Here is a 17,650-nt window from a genome sequence, read left to right on the forward strand (position 1 = left end):
AACACATCATGAGCAGAACAGCGCGGGTGGAACGCGTCACCAAAGAGTCCTCGATTCTGGTGGAACTGAACCTCGACGGCACCGGGCAGACCGAGATCTCCACCGGGGTGCCGTTCTACGACCACATGCTGACCGCGCTCGGCGCGCACGCCGGTTTCGACCTGGTCGTGCGGGCCGAGGGCGATATCGAGATCGAAGCGCACCACACGGTCGAGGACACCGCGATCGTGCTGGGCCAGGCACTCGGGCAGGCACTGGGCGACAAGAAGGGCATCCGCCGCTTCGGCGACGCGTTCATCCCGATGGACGAAACCCTCGCGCACGCCGCCGTCGACGTGTCCGGTCGGCCGTACTGCGTGTTCACCGGCGAGCCGGAACACCTGGTGCACACCATCATTCCCAGCGCGGGTCCCGGCGCTTCGTACTCGACCGTGCTCAACAAGCACGTCTTCGAGTCGATCGCGCAGAACGCCCGCATCGCCCTGCACGTGCGGGTGCTCTACGGCCGCGACCAGCACCACATCACCGAGGCCGAATTCAAGGCTGTCGCACGGGCTTTGCGTGCCGCCGTCGAAATCGACCCGCGGGTCAGCGGCGTGCCGTCCACGAAGGGTGTGCTGTGAGATCCGTTGTGCTGCTCGACTACGGTTCCGGCAACCTGCACTCCGCCGAGCGCGCGCTGGTGCGGGCCGGTGCGCAGGTGGAGGTCACCGCCGATCCCGAGGCCGCGCTGGCCGCCGACGGACTCGTCGTCCCCGGTGTCGGCGCGTTCGCGGCATGCATGGCGGGCCTGCGCGAGGTACGCGGTGAACGCATCATCGGGCAGCGCCTCGCAGGAGGTCGTCCCGTGCTCGGCATCTGCGTCGGCATGCAGATCATGTTCGACCGCGGGGTCGAGTTCGGCATCGAGACCGAAGGCTGCGGCGAATGGCCCGGCACCGTCGCGGGCCTTGACGCTCCCGTCCTGCCCCACATGGGCTGGAACACGGTGAAAGCACCCGCCGACAGCACCCTGTTCGCCGGTATGGACGCCGACACCCGCTTCTACTTCGTCCACTCCTACGCGGCCCAGCAGTGGGAGCTGCCCGAGAACGAGCACATCGCACCCCCGAAGCTCACCTGGGCCGAACACGGCGTCCCGTTCCTGGCCGCCGTCGAGAACGGGCCGCTGTCGGCCACCCAGTTCCACCCGGAGAAGTCCGGCGACGCGGGTGCGCAGTTGCTGCGCAACTGGATCGGTTCGCTGTAGTCCGGCGCGGTGGTCAGGCGTGGTCGCGGTTCCGGTCGGTTCCGGCGCGGATCGGCTCGGATGACAGGAACTCGCGGACCGGACTCGCGCAGCGGGCCGCGTCATCGAACCAGGGGCCGTGACCGCCGGGGACGACGACCAGGCGTGCGCCGGGGATCTTCGTCACCGAGGGTCGTGCCTGGTCAGGCGAGCTGAAAACGTCGTGCTCGGCCAAGACGAACAGCAGTGGCGTCTCGAGCCGGGCCAGTTCGTCGTCGGTCAGGACGTTCTCCGGGCGTGCGGTGTGTCCCTGCATCAGGCGACGCAGCAGAGCGCGGTAGGACGCGGCCTGTCCCGGCAGGCGCAGTGGTAGTCGGTGCAGATCGAGCATGTCGTCGGACATGGCGCGGGTCGCAGCTGCCCCGAGTGCCTCGGTGAGAGCGAAGCGGGCGACGAACCGCGGGGAGCGCATTTGCATCAGCGCTTCGTCGATTCGCCCGCGGAGCGGGGAGGTCAGCGACGCCATCTCCGCGATGCCGCGCATTCCGGGCAATGCGGTGGCAGGTGTGGCGACTATCGCGGCTCGCGTCAGCCGCTCCGGCGCGTCGAGCGCTGACCACAGGGTGAACAAGCCGCCCAGCGAGCTGCCGACGAACGCGGCCTGATCCACGGCGAGCGCGTCCAGAGTTCCGGTGACCACGCTTGTCGCCAACTCGCGGACGGTGCGTCCCTGCCAGGCGAACGGGGGTGCGAGGCTGTGGCCGGGCAGGTCGATGAGGATGTGCCGGAAGCCGGATAGTTGGGCGATCAGGGGTGCCATGCCCATGGCGGGTGCCGAGATGCCGTTGATGTGGACGACCGGTTCACCCGATCCGGCGGTCAGGACGCGGACCTGTACCGAGGGATCGCGCAGTGTGAACCGGTGCTCGGAGATCGTGAGTCCGTAGGTGTCGGCGACGCGCTGTTCGGCCGCGCGGATCCGGCGTTCCAAGTCTGGGGAATTGCTCATGCGTCCACTGTCGGGTGCGGTGGTGCGCGGCGTCTTGAACGAATGTTCCGGTGGTCAGGGCGCCGAGAGCGCACCCGGTGTGATCCCGGCGAAGGCCGATACCTCCCGGTGCAGGTGTGATTGGTCCGAATAGCCGCATGCCACAGCGACATTCGCCGGGGAGTGACCTGTCGTCAGCAGGTCGAACGCGTGCCGGAACCGGACCACCATCGCGGCCCGCTTGGGCGTCACGCCGACCTGCGCGGTGAACCTCGACCACAGGCGTCTGCGGCTCCAGCCCGTGAGTTCGGCCAGTTCCCGCACCCGCACGTCGCCCTTGTCCGCGACGATGCGGTGCCAGCAGGCGGCGACCTCGGGATCCGCCGTCCTGGTCGACTCGCGGTCGGCGAGGAGTTTCGCCGTTACCGCGAATCTCTCTGCCCACGTCGCGGTTTCGGCCAACTGCTCGCGCAGCAGGGGTGCCGCCGAACCCCAGATGTCGGTGGGTCCGATCAGGGTGGCGGCAAGGTCGGTCGGTGCGACACCGAGCAGCCGGTACGCGGCGATCGGCGAGATCCGCACTTCGACACATTCGACGCGCGGGGCATGAACACGGCGAATTCCAGGGGCCAGACCGGCGACCAGACCATCGACTGCCGACTGCCCGCCGGGGTCCTCCACCGTCAGCGGACTGTCCCCGAACTGGATCACGACGGTGACCGCCGGGCGAGCGAAGATTCGCAGATCGCACCCCGTCGAGGCGCGATCGCGAAACCCCTCCATCGCGACCCCCGCCATTGCTGATCCGGTCGATCGCGCCAAGTCCCAGCCGGCATCCAGCTCCCGTTCGGACATGATCGGCCGCATCTGCCGAGCGTACGAGGGTTGTTGTCGGCCGGGCAACGGGCGATTCGGGGTCAGGGGTTGTCGACGTCGGCTCGGTCGGCGGCTGCGGTGCCCGCGGTCCAGCCTTCGGCGGAGCGGATGGTGATGCCTCGGGTCTGGACGGTGGGGAAGTAGGTGTCGAAGGCTTTGTCCACTCGTTGTCGGTGGCCGGCGAGGACCGGGAGCAGGTGGGTGGCGTCGGGGGAGTCGGCGATCGTCGCTTCGGCGGCCGCGGCGAGGCGTTCGCCGATCCGCGAGGCATAGGCGGTGAGGAAGGCCTTGCGGTAGTGGCGGGAGCGGGATTCCTCGGTGGTGGCGTTGTCGATCATGGTGCGGGTGGCTTGGACCAGCAGGGAGGTGGACAGGATTTCTACGGCGTCGAGGTCGGGGTCGTCGCCGACGATCGTGACGAAACCCCAGTCGGCGACGAAGATCGCGCGGGAGCGGTTGGCTCGGGTGACCATGTCGATGAGCAGGGCTTTGGCGTCGGTGTAAGGGGTTTCGAGCCAGATTCTGCGGGCGGCGGGCAGATCGGGGTCGGTGCGCTCGGCATCGATCAGGGCGCGGTCGATCGCGTACTTGGTCATGAGTTCCTGCGCCTTGGCGGACAGGGTCTCGGCTTCCTCGGCGAAGGACGTCGACTCGGCCTTGGCGAGCAGGCCGCGGACTCGGCCGAGGGTTCTCTCGTCGACGTGGCGGTGGGTGACGGTCTGCCCGCGGGTGCCGGGGAGGGGGACGATCTGCTCGAGTTTCGGGAGTTGGATGAGCAGGGCGAGCGCGGTGAGGGCCGCGGTCAGGGCCTCCGCGTCGGTGAGTAGTGCCCGGTCGGCCCACTGCTCGAGGTGCGGGCGATCCGATGTCCACCACACCGTGGCGCTCAGCTCGTCCAGCTGCCGCTGCCAGATCTCGTCGACGGACTCGGGTGCGAAGCCGACGCGATGGTCGGCGATGAGATCCGTCAGGTAACCGATCGCGAATTCGTCCACCCGCCTGCGTGCGGCCTCGTGGATGTCGCTGGGCAACCAGCCGAAGTCGAAGGCGCGGGCGATGATTCGCGCAGCGGCGAGCTGAACCCCCGCGCCCGACTCCGCTCCCGCCACCTGTTCCACGAACCGCGCGATCGCGTTCTTGTCGCCCTGCGCGGCGAGGAAGGCGACGGTCGCGATCGCATCGGCGACCTGCGACGGGTCACCCGACAATGCGGCATCGACCGGAAGTCCGGGAGCGGCCGCCGGCTTGCGACCGGCGCGACGCCGACGATTCTGCTTGGCCAAGGTGTGCCGATCCTGTTCGTGGAGGCGCTGCCCGGCGATGGGGTGGGCAGCGGCGCGGCGTCCATTGTCGCAGCGGGGCGGCACGCTCGTGCGGTCGACTTCGAAGGGTTGGAGCAGGTCAGCCGAGCTGGGTGGCTCGCGGATTTCTAATCGTTGCTCGCCCACGAGAATCCGACCGTGGAATGATTTCGGACGGCGGTCGGTGCGACTAGGGTGGCGGTATGAGTTATCGGGGGATGTTGCTCGACGAACGGGCCGAACTGGTCGAACTGCTCCGGGGGTTGAGCGAGCAGGAGTGGGAGACCCCGTCGCTGTGCGCGGGGTGGCGGGTTCGTGATGTCGTCGGGCATCTGCTGCAGGACACGTTGAGTCCGCTGAGCTACGCGGCGGTCGTGGTGAAGAGTCGTGGCTCGGTGAGCCGCACCAATAACGCACTCGCACAGTCGTTCTCGGAGCTGACGACCGCGCAGCTGGTGGACAAGCTCGACAAGGAGTCGGGTCGCCTGTCGAAGTACTCACCCCGGCTCATGCTCTCCGACCTAGTGGTCCACCACCAGGACATCCGCCGCCCGCTCGCCCGCCCGCGAACCATCCCCGCCGACCGCCTCATCGCGGTCCTCGGCTACCCCGACCCGTTCGCCCTCCCCGGCAGATTCACCAAGGGCCTGCGTTTCGTCGCCACCGATGTCGACTGGTCCTCGGGCGACGGCCCGGAAGTCCGCGGCCCCGGCGAGGCCATCGCCCTGGCCATGGTCGGCCGCACCGTCGCGCTCGACGACCTCACCGGCGGCGGACTCCCCGAACTCCGCCGCCGCCACGGCTGATTACTTCAGCAGCGGGGAATCGAGTTCGTGGGCGAGCCAACGGCCCCAGACGTTGGTCAGTTTCACATTGATGGCCATGTTGAGGCGCTCGGTTTCGGGGTTGTTCAGGTTGGAACGGAGCTGTGTCATCGTCACCAAGACCTCGGCGTTGAGGAAATCACCGCTGACAACACCGCAGGTGACGTTTTCGGCGGTGGAGCGAACCTCTGCTTGGCGCATGGCTCCTGCCAGCGCGTCCCTTGACTGGGCGAACTCGGCGTGGAACGCGCCGGTGCTGCGGTCGAGGACGCGCTCGAAGTAGCCGTCGAGGTCGTGCGCATGGTCGTAGGTCGAGATTTCACGGCCGAAATCGCAGCCGGCGAGTCTGGCCGCATCCGGCGGACCCGCCGCCGCGTTCGGTGCGACGATCACCGCCGCCAGCGCGATCGAACCAAGCAACCCACTCAGTACGCCTATACGAGACACAAATCTTCCTTTGATCGGTTCAGACGACGCGGACCCGCGCGCCGGCTCGAACTGTATCCATAACCACCGACATGGACCGTAATCTGTTCCCGGTCAATAGGATTCAGCGCCGCAGTATGGTCTCTGTCTCCGTCCGCGACAGCTTGTCGGGATTGCGTACGGAGTAGAGCCCGGTGATGAGCCCGTCATCGATGCGGACCGCGAAGACCGTGTCGATCGCACCGTCGAGCCGCAGGATCAGCGCCGGGTGGCCGTTGAGCTGGGCCGGTTCGACGGTCATCTCGGCGCTGATCCTCGGCACACTGGCAGTGAGCAAGGCGGCGACCAGGTCGGCTCCCACGATGGGCGCGAGTGCGGCCTGTTTGATTCCGCCGCCGTCGCCGAGGAAGACGACATCCGGCGCGAGCAGGTCGAGCAGGTTGCGCAGATCGCCGGTCTCGATCGCCCGCTGGAACGCCGCGAGCGCATCACGGGATTCGTTCGCGGACACGATCTCGCGCGGGCGGCGGGCAGCGACGTGGGCACGGGCACGGTAGGCCAGCTGGCGGACGGCGGCCGGGCTCTTGTCGACGGCATCGGCGATCTCGTCGTAGTTCAGATCGAACACTTCGCGCAGCACGAACACCGCCCGCTCGATGGGCGTCAACGTCTCCAAGACCAGCAGCATCGCCATCGAGACGCTTTCGGCCAGTTCGACGTCCTCGGCCACGTCGGGGGTGGTCAGCAGCGGTTCGGGGAGCCAGGGGCCGACATAGGACTCTCTGCGACGGCCGAGCGTGCGCAGCCGGTCAAGCGATTGGCGGGTCGTGATCCTCACCAGGTAGGCGCGCTGATCCAGCACCGTGTCGAGGTCGACGCGTACCCAGCGCAGCCATGTTTCCTGCAGGACGTCTTCGGCGTCGGCGGCCGAGCCGAGCATCTCGTAGGCGACGGTGAACAGCAGATTGCGATGGGCGACGAACACCTCGGTTGCTTGTGCACTGCAGTCGGGCGTGGTCTGCGCCGCCATGGGTAGCTCCTGTTTCCGCTCGGATGTGTCGCACACCAGACGCCGGCCGGCGTCGTTGCGTAACACCGATGCGCAGTGGCATGGCTCACGTCGACGAGGTGTTACGGAGGTCCGGTCGCCGTCGTCTCATGGTCGTTCGATTCAGCACTACCAGTGAGGAACACGTCATGGAATCCCGATTCAACCTCTTCGACACCGAGGTCGGCGCCAAGTTCGCCAAGCGGTTCGGCAACGCCAGCCTGGCGCTGATCCAGTCGACCCTGCCCAAAGCCACCCAGGACCTGGTGATGTTGCGCGTCAGTCAGATCAACGGCTGCGGCTACTGCACCGACGCGCACAGCAAGGACCTCGCCCACGCCGGCGAGTCCGCGACGCGGATCAATCTTGTTGCCGCATGGCGTGAGTCGACCGTGTTCACCGACGCGGAACGCGCGGCGCTCGCAGTGGCCGAGGAAGGTACCCGCGTCGCCGATGCCGCTCATGGTGTGTCCGACGAGACCTGGGCCCAGGTGCGCGAGCACTACGACGACGAGCAGCTCGCCGCCCTGGTCGCCGTGGTGGCCCAGATCAACGCGGCCAACCGGCTCGGTGTCATCCTGCGCCAGCAGGGCGGTGCCTACGAGCCCGGCATGTTCGAGGCCGTGGCAGGCTGACCACGCAAGGTTCGCGTGACACGGGCCTCACCGCCGCGGACCGTTGCGGGAACGGCGACACAGACCTACTAGTCTGAATGCGTGAGTCTTGTGCTGTTGCCCGCTGTCGATGTCGCCAATGGTGAGGCCGTGCGCCTTGTGCAAGGGGAGGCCGGTAGCGAAACCAGCTACGGGTCGCCTCGGGACGCCGCGCTGGCGTGGCAGCGAGCGGGGGCCGAGTGGGTGCATCTGGTCGATCTGGACGCGGCCTTCGGCAAGGGGAGCAATCGCGAACTGATCGCCCAGGTCGTCGGCGAGCTCGACGTCAAGGTCGAACTGTCCGGTGGTATCCGTGACGACGATTCGCTGAAGGCGGCGCTGGCGACCGGGTGCGCGCGGGTGAACATCGGCACCGCGGCGATCGAGAACCCGCAGTGGTGTGCCCGGGTGCTCGGTGAGTACGGCGACCGGATCGCGGTCGGGCTCGACGTGAAGCAGATCGACGGGCAGTGGCGGCTGCGCGGCCGCGGCTGGGTCACCGACGGCGGTGACCTGTGGGAGGTGCTCGAACGCCTCGAGCGCGACGGTTGCGCGCGCTATGTCGTCACCGACGTCTCCAAGGACGGCACGCTGACCGGCCCCAACCTCGAGCTGCTGAGCGAGGTCGCCAACGCCGCCGACGCACCCGTAGTCGCGTCCGGCGGTATCTCGGTGCTCGACGACCTCGTCGCCATCGCGGGCCTGGCCGAAGACGGTGTGGAGGGCGCGATCATCGGCAAGGCGTTGTACGCGGGCCGGTTCACGCTGCCCGAAGCCCTGGCCGCGGTGCGCTGACACCGCCGATGACCGCCACGCCGAGCACCGCCGAACTGACCGACCTGCTGACCGTCGCCACCCAGACCCTCGACGGCGTGGTCCCGCGTTTCGTCGAAGGTCTCGGCGCGCCGAGCGCGGTGACCAAGGGCCGCAACGACTTCGCCACCGAACTCGATCTCGAGCTGGAACGCACCATCTCCGCCGAGCTCCAGCAGCGCACCGGCATCGCGGTGCACGGTGAGGAATTCGGTGGGCCCGCGCTCACCTCGGGCACGGCCTGGGTGCTCGATCCGATCGACGGCACCTTCAACTACTCCTCCGGCCACCCCATGTCGGGCACCCTGCTGGCGCTGGTGCACGAAGGCGAACCGGTGATCGGCCTGACCTGGCTGCCCATGCTCGGCCGCCGCTACGCCGCGGTGAGCGGTGGGCCGCTCTACCTCGACGGGGTGGCGTCGCCGCCGCTGGAACCGGGCAAACTAGCCAACTCCATGATCGGGTTCGGCGCCTTCAACCTGGACTCGGCAGGCCGCATCCCCGGTCAGTTCCGATTCGACCTGCTCGGTGCCTTGAGCCGGTTGTCCTCGCGGGTGCGTATGCACGGCGCCACCGGCATCGACCTGGCGTTCACCGCGTCCGGGGTGCTCGGCGGCGCGGTGGTCTTCGGGCATCATCCGTGGGACAACGCGGCCGGGGTCGCGCTGGTGCGCGCCGCGGGTGGCGTGGTCACCGACCTCGCGGGCGCGCCGTGGACGATCACCTCCGGCTCGGTGCTGGCCGCCGCGCCGGGCGTGCACGAAGAGCTGCTGGAAATGATTTGCACCGTCAGCGAAGAAGAACGAGGGTGAACCCCATGACACCGCGCACCGACGAACGACCGAGCACCACGGCGCCGAGCACCCTGGCGGTCCGCGTGATCCCGTGCCTGGACGTCGACGCGGGCCGGGTGGTCAAGGGCGTCAACTTCCAGAACCTGCGCGACGCGGGCGACCCGGTGGAACTGGCCGCGACCTACGACGCCCAGGGCGCCGACGAGCTGACCTTCCTCGACGTCACCGCCTCCACCGGCGACCGCGGCACCATGCTCGACGTGGTGACCCGCACCGCCGAACAGATCTTCATCCCGCTCACCGTCGGCGGCGGCGTGCGCACGGTCGACGACGTCGACCGGCTGCTGCGCGCCGGCGCGGACAAGGTGTCGGTGAACACCGCCGCCATCGCCCGCCCCGAAGTGCTGTTCGAGATGTCGCAGCGCTTCGGTGCCCAGTGCATCGTGCTCTCGGTCGACGCGCGCACCGTGCCCGACGGTCAGCCCGACACCCCGTCCGGCTGGGAGGTCACCACCCACGGCGGCAAGCGCGGCACCGGCATCGACGCCGTCGAATGGGCCATCCGCGGCGCCGAACTCGGCGTGGGCGAAATCCTGTTGAACTCGATGGACGCCGACGGCACCAAGGCCGGTTTCGATCTGCCGATGATCACCGCGGTGCGCGCCGCGGTGCGCGTACCGGTGATCGCCAGTGGCGGCGCGGGCGCGGTCGAACACTTCCCACCCGCCGTGCACGCCGGTGCCGACGCGGTACTGGCCGCGAGCGTCTTCCACTTCGGCGACCTCACTATCGGCCAGGTGAAAGACGCGATGCGCGCGGACGGCATCACCGTCCGCTGACCCCGCATCAGGTCGCGGCTTCGGCCGAATCCGCCTGACGCCGAAACTCTTCGGTGTCCGCGCACCACGATCCGCCGGTACGCGGACGATCGAATCACCGTGCGCCGATCGCGATGAATTCCGGCGATGCCGGTGTTGACAGCGGGATGAGCATCGGAATCGCGTTGTCCCCGTTCGCCCTCGACCAATCCGCCAATGCCGTGGACGCGGCCGTCGACCTGGGCCGCGTGGCCGCTGAGGTCGGGCTGAGTTCGGTCTGGTTGGGGCAGACCTTCAGCACCGACTCGATCGTGCTGGCGGCGTTGATCGGTCGGGCGGTGCCGGGGATCGAAGTGGGAACTTCGGTCGTCCCGGTGCCGGGCAGGCATCCTCTGCTGGTGGCGAGTCAGGCGCAGACCGCGCAGGCGGCGACCGGCGGACGGTTCGTTCTCGGGTTGGGCCTGGGCGCTCGGTCGCTGTCCGAACGCGCCTTCGGCGGGCCGTTCGACCGGCCTGCCGTCCGGTTGCGCGAGTTCCTCACGGCGCTGCGGTCGATTCTCGATACCGGTGAGGTCGACTTCCGCGGTGAGACAGTGACCGCCGCCAGTCCGATGCCCGCGGCCGTCGCGGGTGCCGATCCGACGGTGCCGGTGCTGGTCGCGGCCATGGGGCCGCAGGCGCTGCGGGCCACCGGTGAACTGGCCGACGGCACACTGCCCTTCCTCGTCGGCCCCGAGGCGCTCGCCGAGCACATCGTCGCGCCCTTGACCGCCGCCGCGGCGGACGCGGGCAGGCCACGTCCCCGCATCGTCGCGATGGTCCCCGGTGTCGTGACCGACGACATCGCCGAGGCGCGGAGCATCGCCGAGGCGAAAACCGCCTTCTACGACACGATCCCGTCGTATCAGCGAGTGGTGGAGCTCTCGGGTGCCCAGCGGGCAGCCGAATTGGTGGTGATCGGCGACGAGGAGACGGTCGCGGCACGAGTGGCCGACTATTTCGCCGCCGGCGCCACCGACGTGGTGTTCTCCCAGACCGACCTGACCACGCCCGAAGACCAGCAGCGCACCTGGCGGCTGCTCGGTGAGCTGAACCGCGCCCGCTGACCCGCCGTCACAGCCCCATCTCGGCGGCGATGACGGTGCGAAGGACATCGCTGGTGCCGCCCATGATGCGGTCGATCCGGTGGTCGGCGTAGAGGCGGGCGATGGGGGAGTCCGCGAGATAGCCGATGCCGCCGTGCAGTTGGAGGCAGCGGTCGATCACCCGGCCCGCCGACTCGGTGCAGAACAATTTGGCCGAGGCCGCGTCGGCGGGGGTCAGGTCGCCGCGGTCGTGGGCGGCCAGCGCACGGTCGACGACGGCCTCGACGGCATCGACCTCGGCGCGACAGGCGGCCAGCTCGAACGTGGTGTTCTGGAAGCTCGCCACCGAGTGCGCGAACGCGGTGCGCTCGGCGGTGAAGCGGTACGCGAAACGAACCGCGGCCTTGGCTTGCGCGTGGGCGCCGACGGCGATGGTCAGACGTTCGCGTGGCAGCTGCGCGGCGAGATGGGACTGGGCGCGGTGAGCGTCGCCGAGCCGATCGGCCACCGGCACCCGCACATCGGTGAAGGTGAGTTCGGCTGTGTCGGAGACCTTTCGGCCGAGGGTGTCGAGTGCGCGACCGACCCGGTAGCCGGGGGCGGCGGCATCGACCACCAGCAGGGAAAGGCCGTAGGTCGGATCGTCGGCGTGCGGGGGTGCGGTGCGCGCGCACACGATGACGCGGTCGGCGTGCACACCGCCGGTGACGAACGTCTTCGAACCGTTGAGCAGGTATTCCGTGCCGTCCAGCGACAACGGCGCGGTGGTACGCATCCCACCGGGTTCCGTGCCGGTACCCGGTTCGGCGACCGCGAGCGCGAACATCGTTTCGCCGGTGACGAATCCCGGCAGCCAGCGCTGCCGCTGTTCGGCGGTCGCCAAGTCGGTGATCAGGGGCAGGCAGCGGGACACGTGCGCGCTGGAGCCGCCGAAAGACACCGCGGCGCGGGCGATCTCCTCGGCGAGCACCGCGCGGTACCGGAACGACTCGAGGCCGGAGCCGCCGTGCTCGACCGGCACCTCCATGCCGAGGACCCCGAGTTCGCCCAGCCGGTAATAGAATTCGCGCGGCACCAGCCCGTCGTCGTACCACTTGCCGAAACTCGGCACGACTTCGGCGTCGATGAACGCGCGCATCGTCGCCCGGAAGGTGCGGTGCTCGGCATCGAAAACTGTTCTGCGCATGGGATTCCTTACCGGCCGCGAACGGCCACGAGCCGGCCCGCCCGAGGAGTTGATCGGGCGGACCGGCGAGACGGCGGGGGAGACTACTTGGGCGGGGTGGGAACCGCGGGGTCCTTGCAGTAGGCGCCGAGCTCGGCCGGGCACGGCGCGAGAATGGTCGAGAAGTACTGGTAGGCCGAGAAGACCGCCAGCGGACCACCGACGGTGACCAGGCCGAGCATCGTGCCGACCGCGCCGAGCGTGGCCGCGCCGAGCACACAACCGGCCACCGTGGCACCGACCCACGGCACGAGCAGCACGATCACCGGGCTGGCGATGGCCGCACCCGCGGCACCGCCGACCAGGCAGCCGACACCGCCGCCGACCACCGCACCGACGATGGCGGCCACCGCGCCACCGACGCCGAGGCGCTGGCTGAGCACGCCGAGCGCGGCTTGATCACGCGGGGTGAAGGACTCGGCGATCTGCTGCGCCGCCACGTCCTGGGTGATCACGTTCGTGGCCGCGGCCACCGGGGCGCCGCCCTCCCGCGACGGCGTCAGGGTCGCGGTGCCGCCGTCGATGGTGGCGGCGATCGGGAACACCTTGTCGTCCATGCGGTAGGTCAGCGGCAGCGCGGCGACCGGGGTGTCGGCGCCGGTGGTGAGCACCAGCTGGCCGTCGACGACCTGCAGTTTGCCGTCGGTGGACAGCACCGCGGAGTCACCCTGCCTACTGACCTCGTAGCGCACCTCGGTCTGCGGTGCGGGATCGGCGTTGCCGGTCCCGGTACCCACGCACAGGGCGAGCGCGGTCATGGCCGCGGTGGCCAGGGTAGTTGACATCTTCATCTGTGATCCTCATCGATCGGGGGTATTTCTGACGGGCCGCGCACGCTGGGATGCGCTGCGCAACGAGGGGGAGCGGCTATTTGCCGGTGGTGTCGATCAGGCCGCCGTCGGACAGCGACCAGTGCTCGCCGACGAAGGTCTGGATGCCGACGGCCTCGAGTGGATAGCCGTCGCCCGCACCGGTTTTCATGGAGATACCGGGCAGCATGAGGTCGGCGGAGACGTTGTCCAGTGAGCGCATCGCGTCCCGCAGGCCCTCGCGGGTCGGGCACTTCGCCGCTTCCATGGTCTTGCGGAAGCTCTCGGCCATCGTCCATCCGGCCATGGCGTGCTGGTTCTCGGGATCGGCGCCGGGGGCATACTGGGTCAGCTTGGACCGGTAGTTCTGCATGCCCGCGTCAGCGGCCCAGCGCGGGTCGGCGGCGTCCTTGAGGAACGCCGCGGTCACCGTGCCCTGGACGTTGGCCAGCCCGACCGGGCGCAGGGTGGCCATGGTGTTGGAGACCACGGCGAGCACGTGCAACGGATTCCAGTCGGTGTTGCGCACATCGGCGGCCAGCGCCTGCGAGGCGAACTTCGGCGTCGAGAAGTTCAGCAGCACATCGGCTTTCGAATTGGCCAGGTTGCGGACCTGGGCGTCGACGGTGGGGTCGGTGACCTCGAAGCTCTGCTCGGCGATCACCTTCACCCCGCTGCCCGCGACGCCCTCGGTGAACGCCCCGAGCAGGTCCTTGCCGAAGTCGTCGTTCTGGTAGAGCACCGCCACGGTCGCGTTCGGCCGCTGCGCCTTCACGTACTGCGCGTAGGCCAGACCCTCGGTGCGGTAGCTGGGCTGCCAGCCGATGGTCCACGGGTGCTCGGTGCCGGAACCGAATTTGTTCGCCCCGGTGGCCACGAAGATCTGCGGCACCTTGCGCTGGTTGAGGTAGTCGGCCACCGCCGAAGAGGTTGCCGTGCCCAGAGTCTGGAAGACCGCGAACACCTGGTCCTGCTCGACCAGCCGGCGGGTCTCCTCGACCGTCTTGGGCGGCTGGTAGCCATCGTCGCGTACTACGTACTCGACTTTGCGTCCGTCGATGCCGCCCTGCTCGGCGTTGATGTAGTCGAAGTAGGCCCTGATGCCCTTCGGCACCTCGCTGTAGGCCGAGGCCGGGCCCGACAGCGGGTACGCCCCGCCCAGTTTGATGGTGCTGTCGGTGATACCGGTGGTCTGCTGACCCTTGCAGTCGCCGAGCCCGACGGTGCCGGTCTCCTCGCCACGACCGCCACACGCGGTGAGCGTCGCGAGTAGCGCGGCCGTCACACCGATGGTGCGGATTGCCCTAGTGCGCATGAGTTTTCCCTTTCCGGACACGATGTCCGAGCCATTGCGTCCACTGGGTGACCAGGCCGGCCAATCCCTTCGGCGCGAGGTACATGACCGCGATGATCAGCAGTCCGAAGATGACGCCGGGTGCGGCTTGGTTGACGTCCTGGGCGAAACTGGGCACGAACATCACGAACAGTCCGCCAAGCAGCGGGCCCCAGGTGGTGCCGAGCCCGCCGACGACCAGCCCGGCCAGCAGCGTGATCGACAGCGTCAGCGCGAAGGAGTCGGGCGAGACGAACGCGATCACCCAGGTGTAGACACAGCCTGCGACACCGGCCAGCAGGGCACTCCAGGCGAAGGCGAGCGTCTTGTAGTGCGCCAGATTCACCCCGAGCACCTCGGCGGCGATCTCGTTGTCGCGGACCGCGTGCAGCGCGCGCCCGACCCGGGAGCGCAGCATGCCCGCCACCAGGACGAAGCTCACCACGGTGGTGGCCAGCGCCAGGAAGTACAGCCACTGATCCTCGGCCAGCCCGGTCCACGCGGGCGGCACCGGCTTGTCGACGACGAGTCCCATCGAGCCACCGGTCAGGCCGTCGAACCGCTTGAGCAGCGGCACCAGGAAGATCGCGATGGCGAGAGTGACCAGTGCCAGGTACAGCCCGCGCAGCCGCAGCGCCGGGACACCGAGTGCGAAACCGAGGACGAAGGTGACGGCCGCGGCGATCGGGACGGTGGCGAAATACGGTGTGTCCCAGTGCTCCATCGCGATCGCGGCGGTGTAGGCGCCGACGGCGAAGAAGGCGCCGTGGCCGAGCGAGATCTGGCCGGTGTGGCCGACCAGCAGGTTGAGCCCGAGCAGGGTGACCGCGTAGATCATCGCCATGGCCAGCTGGAAGGTGTGGAAGGGCACCAGCTGGAAAAGGGCCGCGCAGGCGAGCACCAGCAGCGCTGCCATCGCGAGCAATGGCCATCGGACAGTCCTCGTCCTGCGCGGGACAGAGTTCGTTTGTGGGACAGCAGAGGTGGCCGTCACCGTCGTATCGGAGAGATGCACTTCGCTCATACCCGTTCCACCGCCGCGTGTCCGAACAGACCTTGCGGGCGCAGCAACAGCACGCCCAGGATGATCACCAGCGGCACACCGATCTTGAGTTCGGTGCCGATCGCGTCGACATAAGCGCCGGTGAGGGTTTCGGCGATGCCGACGATCAGACCGCCCGCCACCGCGCCGCCGGGGGAGTCGAACCCGCCCAGGGTGGCCGCGGCGAAGGCGTAGATGAGGACGCCGCCCATCATGTTGGGTTCGAGGAACAGCAGCGGCGCCGACAGCACACCCGACACCGACCCGACCAGCGCGGCCAAGCCCCAGCCGAGCGCGAGGACGGTGCCGACCCGGATCCCGACGAGCCTGGCCGAGGCCGGATTACACGCCACCGCCCGCATCGCGAGTCCGATCTTGGTGTAGCGGAACAGCAGATACAGCAGGGTCATCACCACGGCCACCACGCCGAGAATGCCGAGGCTGCCGTAGCCGACGCTGATCCCGCCCCCGCGTAACGCGCCCTCGGGGAAGGGATTCGGGAACGACTTCACCTGGTAGGACCAGATCCAGCCGGCCACCGCGTGGATGGTGAAGAACAGTCCGACGGTGACGATCACCAGGGTGATCTCGGGCGCGCCCTCGACCGGGCGGATCACCACCCGTTCGATCACCATGCCCGCGACGAACGAGATCGCCAGGGTGAGGATCAGCGCCGCCCAGAACGGCATGGTCTGGCTAAACTGCCAGGCCAGGAACGCCGAGAACATGGCCAGCTCGCCCTGGGCGAAGTTGACGATCCCGGTGAACCGGTAGATGAGTACCAGGGCCAGCGCGAGGCCCGCGTAGATGGCGCCCGCGGAGAGTCCCTCGACGAGTTGCTGCAGGAATTCGATCACGGCTGCACCCGATATCCCAGGTAGGAGCGAGTGACCTGCTCATCGGCCCTGATCTGCTCGGCGGTGCCCGACAAGACGATGCGTCCGGTTTCCAGGACGTGCGCCTGCTGGGCAACATTGAGCGCCAGGTGGGCGTTTTGTTCGACGACGATCACCGTGGTGCGTTCCTCTTCGTTGATGGTGGCGACGATCCCGAACAACTCCTGGGTGACCAGCGGTGAGAGGCCGAGCGAGGGTTCGTCGAGCAGCAGCAGACGTGGCCGCAGCATCAGGGCCCGGCCGATGGCGAGCATCTGCTGCTGACCGCCGGACAGGCCGCCCGCGGCGTCGCGCTGTTTGTCGCGCAGGATCGGGAAGTAGTCGTAGACGCGGCGCAGGTCGGTGTCGACGGCGGCGCGGTCACGGCGGGGGTAGGCGCCGAGGCGCAGGTTCTCTTCGACGGTGAGCGGGGCGAAGGTGCCGCGTCCCTCCGGAACATGGGCGACACCGAGGCGCGCCATCGATTCCGGTGCGCGACCGGATACTTCGTCACCGTCGAGCAGCAGACTGCCGCGAACCTTGATCATCCCGCACAGGGCGCGCAGCAGGGTGGTCTTGCCCGCGCCGTTGGGGCCGAGGATCGCGCACACGGTGCCCCGCTCGACCGAAAAGCTCACGCCGTGAAGGACTTTCGCCGCACCGTAACCGGCATGCAGGTCGGCGATCGTCAAGAAATCGCCGGCGCCCGTCGTCGGCCAGTGCTCGCTCATACCGACGCTCCCAGGTAGGCGCGGATGACGGCCGGATCCTGCTGTACCGCTTCGGGTTCGCCCTCGGCGATCACCTGGCCGAACTCGAGGCAGATCACCCGATCACAGGTGCCCATCACGAAACCCATGTGGTGTTCGACGACGATCACGGTCAGTGCCAGGTCGGCCTGCAGGGCGCGCAGCCGCTCGGCGAATTCGTCCACTTCCCCGTGGTTCAGGCCGTTCACCGGTTCGTCGAGCAGCAGCAGTCGCGGCTGCACCGCCAGCGCTCGGGCGAGTTCGATGCGTTTGAGGGTGCCGAACGGCAGGCCGGCGGCCGGGTGGTCGGCGACCGCGGTCAAGTCGAGGCGTTCGAGCAGCGCGTCGGCTTCGGCGCGCAGGATCTTTTCCTCCTTGCGCACCTTCGGCAATCGCAGTCCGGCTGATACGAAGCCCGCGCAGGCCCGGTGGTGCGCGCCGACGAGGACGTTCTCGCGCACCGAGAGGCGGGGGAACAGGCCGAGGTCCTGGAAGGTGCGGGCGATGCCGAGCTCGGCGAGCGCGTCGGGACGCACCGTCGACAGATCGGTGTCGAGGTAACGCATCGTGCCCGACGTGAGCCGGTTGCGCCGCGTCATGCAGTTGAACAGGGTGGTCTTGCCCGCGCCGTTGGGTCCGATCAGGCCGACCATCTCGCCGGGGGCGACCGTGAACCCGACGTCCTGCAGGGCGGTGATGCCGCCGAAGCGCACCGTCAGGTTGGTTATCTCGAGCATGCGACGAACACTAAGACCGCAGGTCG

At 68.7% G+C, this 17,650-nt stretch carries 20 protein-coding genes; 8 read left to right on the forward strand and 12 right to left on the reverse strand.

Going from position 1 to position 17,650, the window contains the following annotated elements; translation table 11 throughout:
• The first annotated feature begins 8 nt into the window (after nucleotides 1-8).
• Together hisB and hisH are read left to right on the forward strand one after the other, a co-directional pair.
• Nucleotides 9-623: an imidazoleglycerol-phosphate dehydratase HisB gene (gene hisB, locus ACFWPX_RS33820; RefSeq protein ID WP_056824871.1), complete on the forward strand. Its 615-nt coding sequence runs from the start codon at nucleotides 9-11 to the stop codon at nucleotides 621-623.
• Entirely contained in the window at nucleotides 620-1,249 is a 630-nt protein-coding gene (gene hisH, locus ACFWPX_RS33825) for an imidazole glycerol phosphate synthase subunit HisH (RefSeq protein WP_378921438.1), read from the forward strand. The genes hisB and hisH overlap by 4 nt, the downstream gene beginning before the upstream one ends.
• Nucleotides 1,250-1,262: 13 nt before the next feature.
• Here the strand turns inward: hisH and ACFWPX_RS33830 are convergent, their stop codons facing one another.
• The 3 genes from ACFWPX_RS33830 to ACFWPX_RS33840 are packed head-to-tail and all read right to left on the reverse strand — an operon-like array spanning nucleotide 1,263 to nucleotide 4,375.
• Complete coding sequence (locus tag ACFWPX_RS33830) at nucleotides 1,263-2,237, reverse strand: alpha/beta fold hydrolase (protein ID WP_378932323.1); 975 nt, start codon at nucleotides 2,235-2,237, stop codon at nucleotides 1,263-1,265.
• 54 nt (nucleotides 2,238-2,291) lie between these two features.
• Nucleotides 2,292-3,083 carry a helix-turn-helix domain-containing protein gene (locus ACFWPX_RS33835; protein ID WP_378932326.1) on the reverse strand — a complete coding sequence of 264 codons (792 nt, stop codon included), beginning with the start codon at nucleotides 3,081-3,083 and terminating at the stop codon, nucleotides 2,292-2,294.
• Nucleotides 3,084-3,133: 50 nt separating this feature from the next.
• Nucleotides 3,134-4,375 (reverse strand): DUF2786 domain-containing protein, encoded by a 1,242-nt coding sequence (locus ACFWPX_RS33840; protein ID WP_378932328.1) that lies wholly within the window; start codon nucleotides 4,373-4,375, stop codon nucleotides 3,134-3,136.
• 221 nt (nucleotides 4,376-4,596) lie between these two features.
• Here ACFWPX_RS33840 and ACFWPX_RS33845 point away from each other — a divergent pair, with 221 nt between their 5' ends.
• Nucleotides 4,597-5,199 (forward strand): maleylpyruvate isomerase family mycothiol-dependent enzyme, encoded by a 603-nt coding sequence (locus tag ACFWPX_RS33845; protein ID WP_378921446.1) that lies wholly within the window; start codon nucleotides 4,597-4,599, stop codon nucleotides 5,197-5,199.
• Here ACFWPX_RS33845 and ACFWPX_RS33850 read toward each other — a convergent pair whose 3' ends face one another.
• Together ACFWPX_RS33850 and ACFWPX_RS33855 are read right to left on the reverse strand one after the other, a co-directional pair.
• Nucleotides 5,200-5,664 (reverse strand): hypothetical protein, encoded by a 465-nt coding sequence (locus ACFWPX_RS33850; RefSeq protein ID WP_378932330.1) that lies wholly within the window; start codon nucleotides 5,662-5,664, stop codon nucleotides 5,200-5,202.
• 103 nt (nucleotides 5,665-5,767) lie between these two features.
• Nucleotides 5,768-6,673 carry an RNA polymerase sigma-70 factor gene (locus ACFWPX_RS33855; RefSeq protein WP_378932332.1) on the reverse strand — a complete coding sequence of 302 codons (906 nt, stop codon included), beginning with the start codon at nucleotides 6,671-6,673 and terminating at the stop codon, nucleotides 5,768-5,770.
• 167 nt (nucleotides 6,674-6,840) lie between these two features.
• Between ACFWPX_RS33855 and ACFWPX_RS33860 the strand changes: the two genes are divergently transcribed.
• The 5 genes from ACFWPX_RS33860 to ACFWPX_RS33880 all read left to right on the forward strand — a co-directional run bounded on the left by ACFWPX_RS33860 (nucleotide 6,841) and on the right by ACFWPX_RS33880 (nucleotide 10,875).
• Nucleotides 6,841-7,326, forward strand: coding sequence for a carboxymuconolactone decarboxylase family protein (locus ACFWPX_RS33860; protein ID WP_378932334.1), 486 nt, complete (start codon nucleotides 6,841-6,843; stop codon nucleotides 7,324-7,326).
• 81 nt (nucleotides 7,327-7,407) lie between these two features.
• Entirely contained in the window at nucleotides 7,408-8,139 is a 732-nt protein-coding gene (gene priA, locus ACFWPX_RS33865; protein ID WP_378921454.1) for a bifunctional 1-(5-phosphoribosyl)-5-((5-phosphoribosylamino)methylideneamino)imidazole-4-carboxamide isomerase/phosphoribosylanthranilate isomerase PriA, read from the forward strand.
• 8 nt (nucleotides 8,140-8,147) lie between these two features.
• Nucleotides 8,148-8,969, forward strand: coding sequence for an inositol monophosphatase family protein (locus ACFWPX_RS33870; protein ID WP_378932336.1), 822 nt, complete (start codon nucleotides 8,148-8,150; stop codon nucleotides 8,967-8,969).
• Between the two features lie 5 nt (nucleotides 8,970-8,974).
• Nucleotides 8,975-9,790, forward strand: coding sequence for an imidazole glycerol phosphate synthase subunit HisF (hisF, locus tag ACFWPX_RS33875; RefSeq protein ID WP_378932339.1), 816 nt, complete (start codon nucleotides 8,975-8,977; stop codon nucleotides 9,788-9,790).
• Nucleotides 9,791-9,936: 146 nt separating this feature from the next.
• A complete protein-coding gene (locus tag ACFWPX_RS33880; protein ID WP_378932341.1) occupies nucleotides 9,937-10,875 on the forward strand; it encodes a TIGR03564 family F420-dependent LLM class oxidoreductase in 939 nt (312 codons plus the stop codon).
• Between the two features lie 7 nt (nucleotides 10,876-10,882).
• On the opposite strand, the gene ACFWPX_RS33885 is transcribed toward ACFWPX_RS33880, so the two are convergent.
• The 7 genes from ACFWPX_RS33885 to ACFWPX_RS33915 all read right to left on the reverse strand — a co-directional run bounded on the left by ACFWPX_RS33885 (nucleotide 10,883) and on the right by ACFWPX_RS33915 (nucleotide 17,624).
• Entirely contained in the window at nucleotides 10,883-12,040 is a 1,158-nt protein-coding gene (locus ACFWPX_RS33885) for an acyl-CoA dehydrogenase family protein (protein WP_378932345.1), read from the reverse strand.
• An 83-nt stretch (nucleotides 12,041-12,123) separates the two neighbouring features.
• Nucleotides 12,124-12,870: a hypothetical protein gene (locus tag ACFWPX_RS33890; RefSeq protein WP_378932347.1), complete on the reverse strand. Its 747-nt coding sequence runs from the start codon at nucleotides 12,868-12,870 to the stop codon at nucleotides 12,124-12,126.
• Between the two features lie 76 nt (nucleotides 12,871-12,946).
• Entirely contained in the window at nucleotides 12,947-14,203 is a 1,257-nt protein-coding gene (locus ACFWPX_RS33895; RefSeq protein ID WP_378932349.1) for an ABC transporter substrate-binding protein, read from the reverse strand.
• Nucleotides 14,193-15,137, reverse strand: a complete 945-nt coding sequence (locus tag ACFWPX_RS33900; RefSeq protein ID WP_378932351.1) for a branched-chain amino acid ABC transporter permease — start codon at nucleotides 15,135-15,137, stop codon at nucleotides 14,193-14,195. Before ACFWPX_RS33900 ends, ACFWPX_RS33895 begins: the two co-directional genes overlap by 11 nt.
• A gap of 104 nt (nucleotides 15,138-15,241) precedes the next feature.
• The gene (locus tag ACFWPX_RS33905) at nucleotides 15,242-16,120 is read right to left on the reverse strand and encodes a branched-chain amino acid ABC transporter permease (protein WP_378932354.1); all 879 of its coding nucleotides are present in this window, start codon (nucleotides 16,118-16,120) and stop codon (nucleotides 15,242-15,244) included.
• Nucleotides 16,117-16,869 (reverse strand): ABC transporter ATP-binding protein, encoded by a 753-nt coding sequence (locus ACFWPX_RS33910; protein ID WP_378932356.1) that lies wholly within the window; start codon nucleotides 16,867-16,869, stop codon nucleotides 16,117-16,119. The genes ACFWPX_RS33905 and ACFWPX_RS33910 overlap by 4 nt, the downstream gene beginning before the upstream one ends.
• Complete coding sequence (locus ACFWPX_RS33915; protein WP_378932358.1) at nucleotides 16,866-17,624, reverse strand: ABC transporter ATP-binding protein; 759 nt, start codon at nucleotides 17,622-17,624, stop codon at nucleotides 16,866-16,868. The genes ACFWPX_RS33910 and ACFWPX_RS33915 overlap by 4 nt, the downstream gene beginning before the upstream one ends.
• Nucleotides 17,625-17,650 lie beyond the last annotated feature (26 nt).

Source organism: Nocardia sp. NPDC058518 (assembly GCF_042719655.1).
GTDB lineage: Bacteria > Actinomycetota > Actinomycetes > Mycobacteriales > Mycobacteriaceae > Nocardia.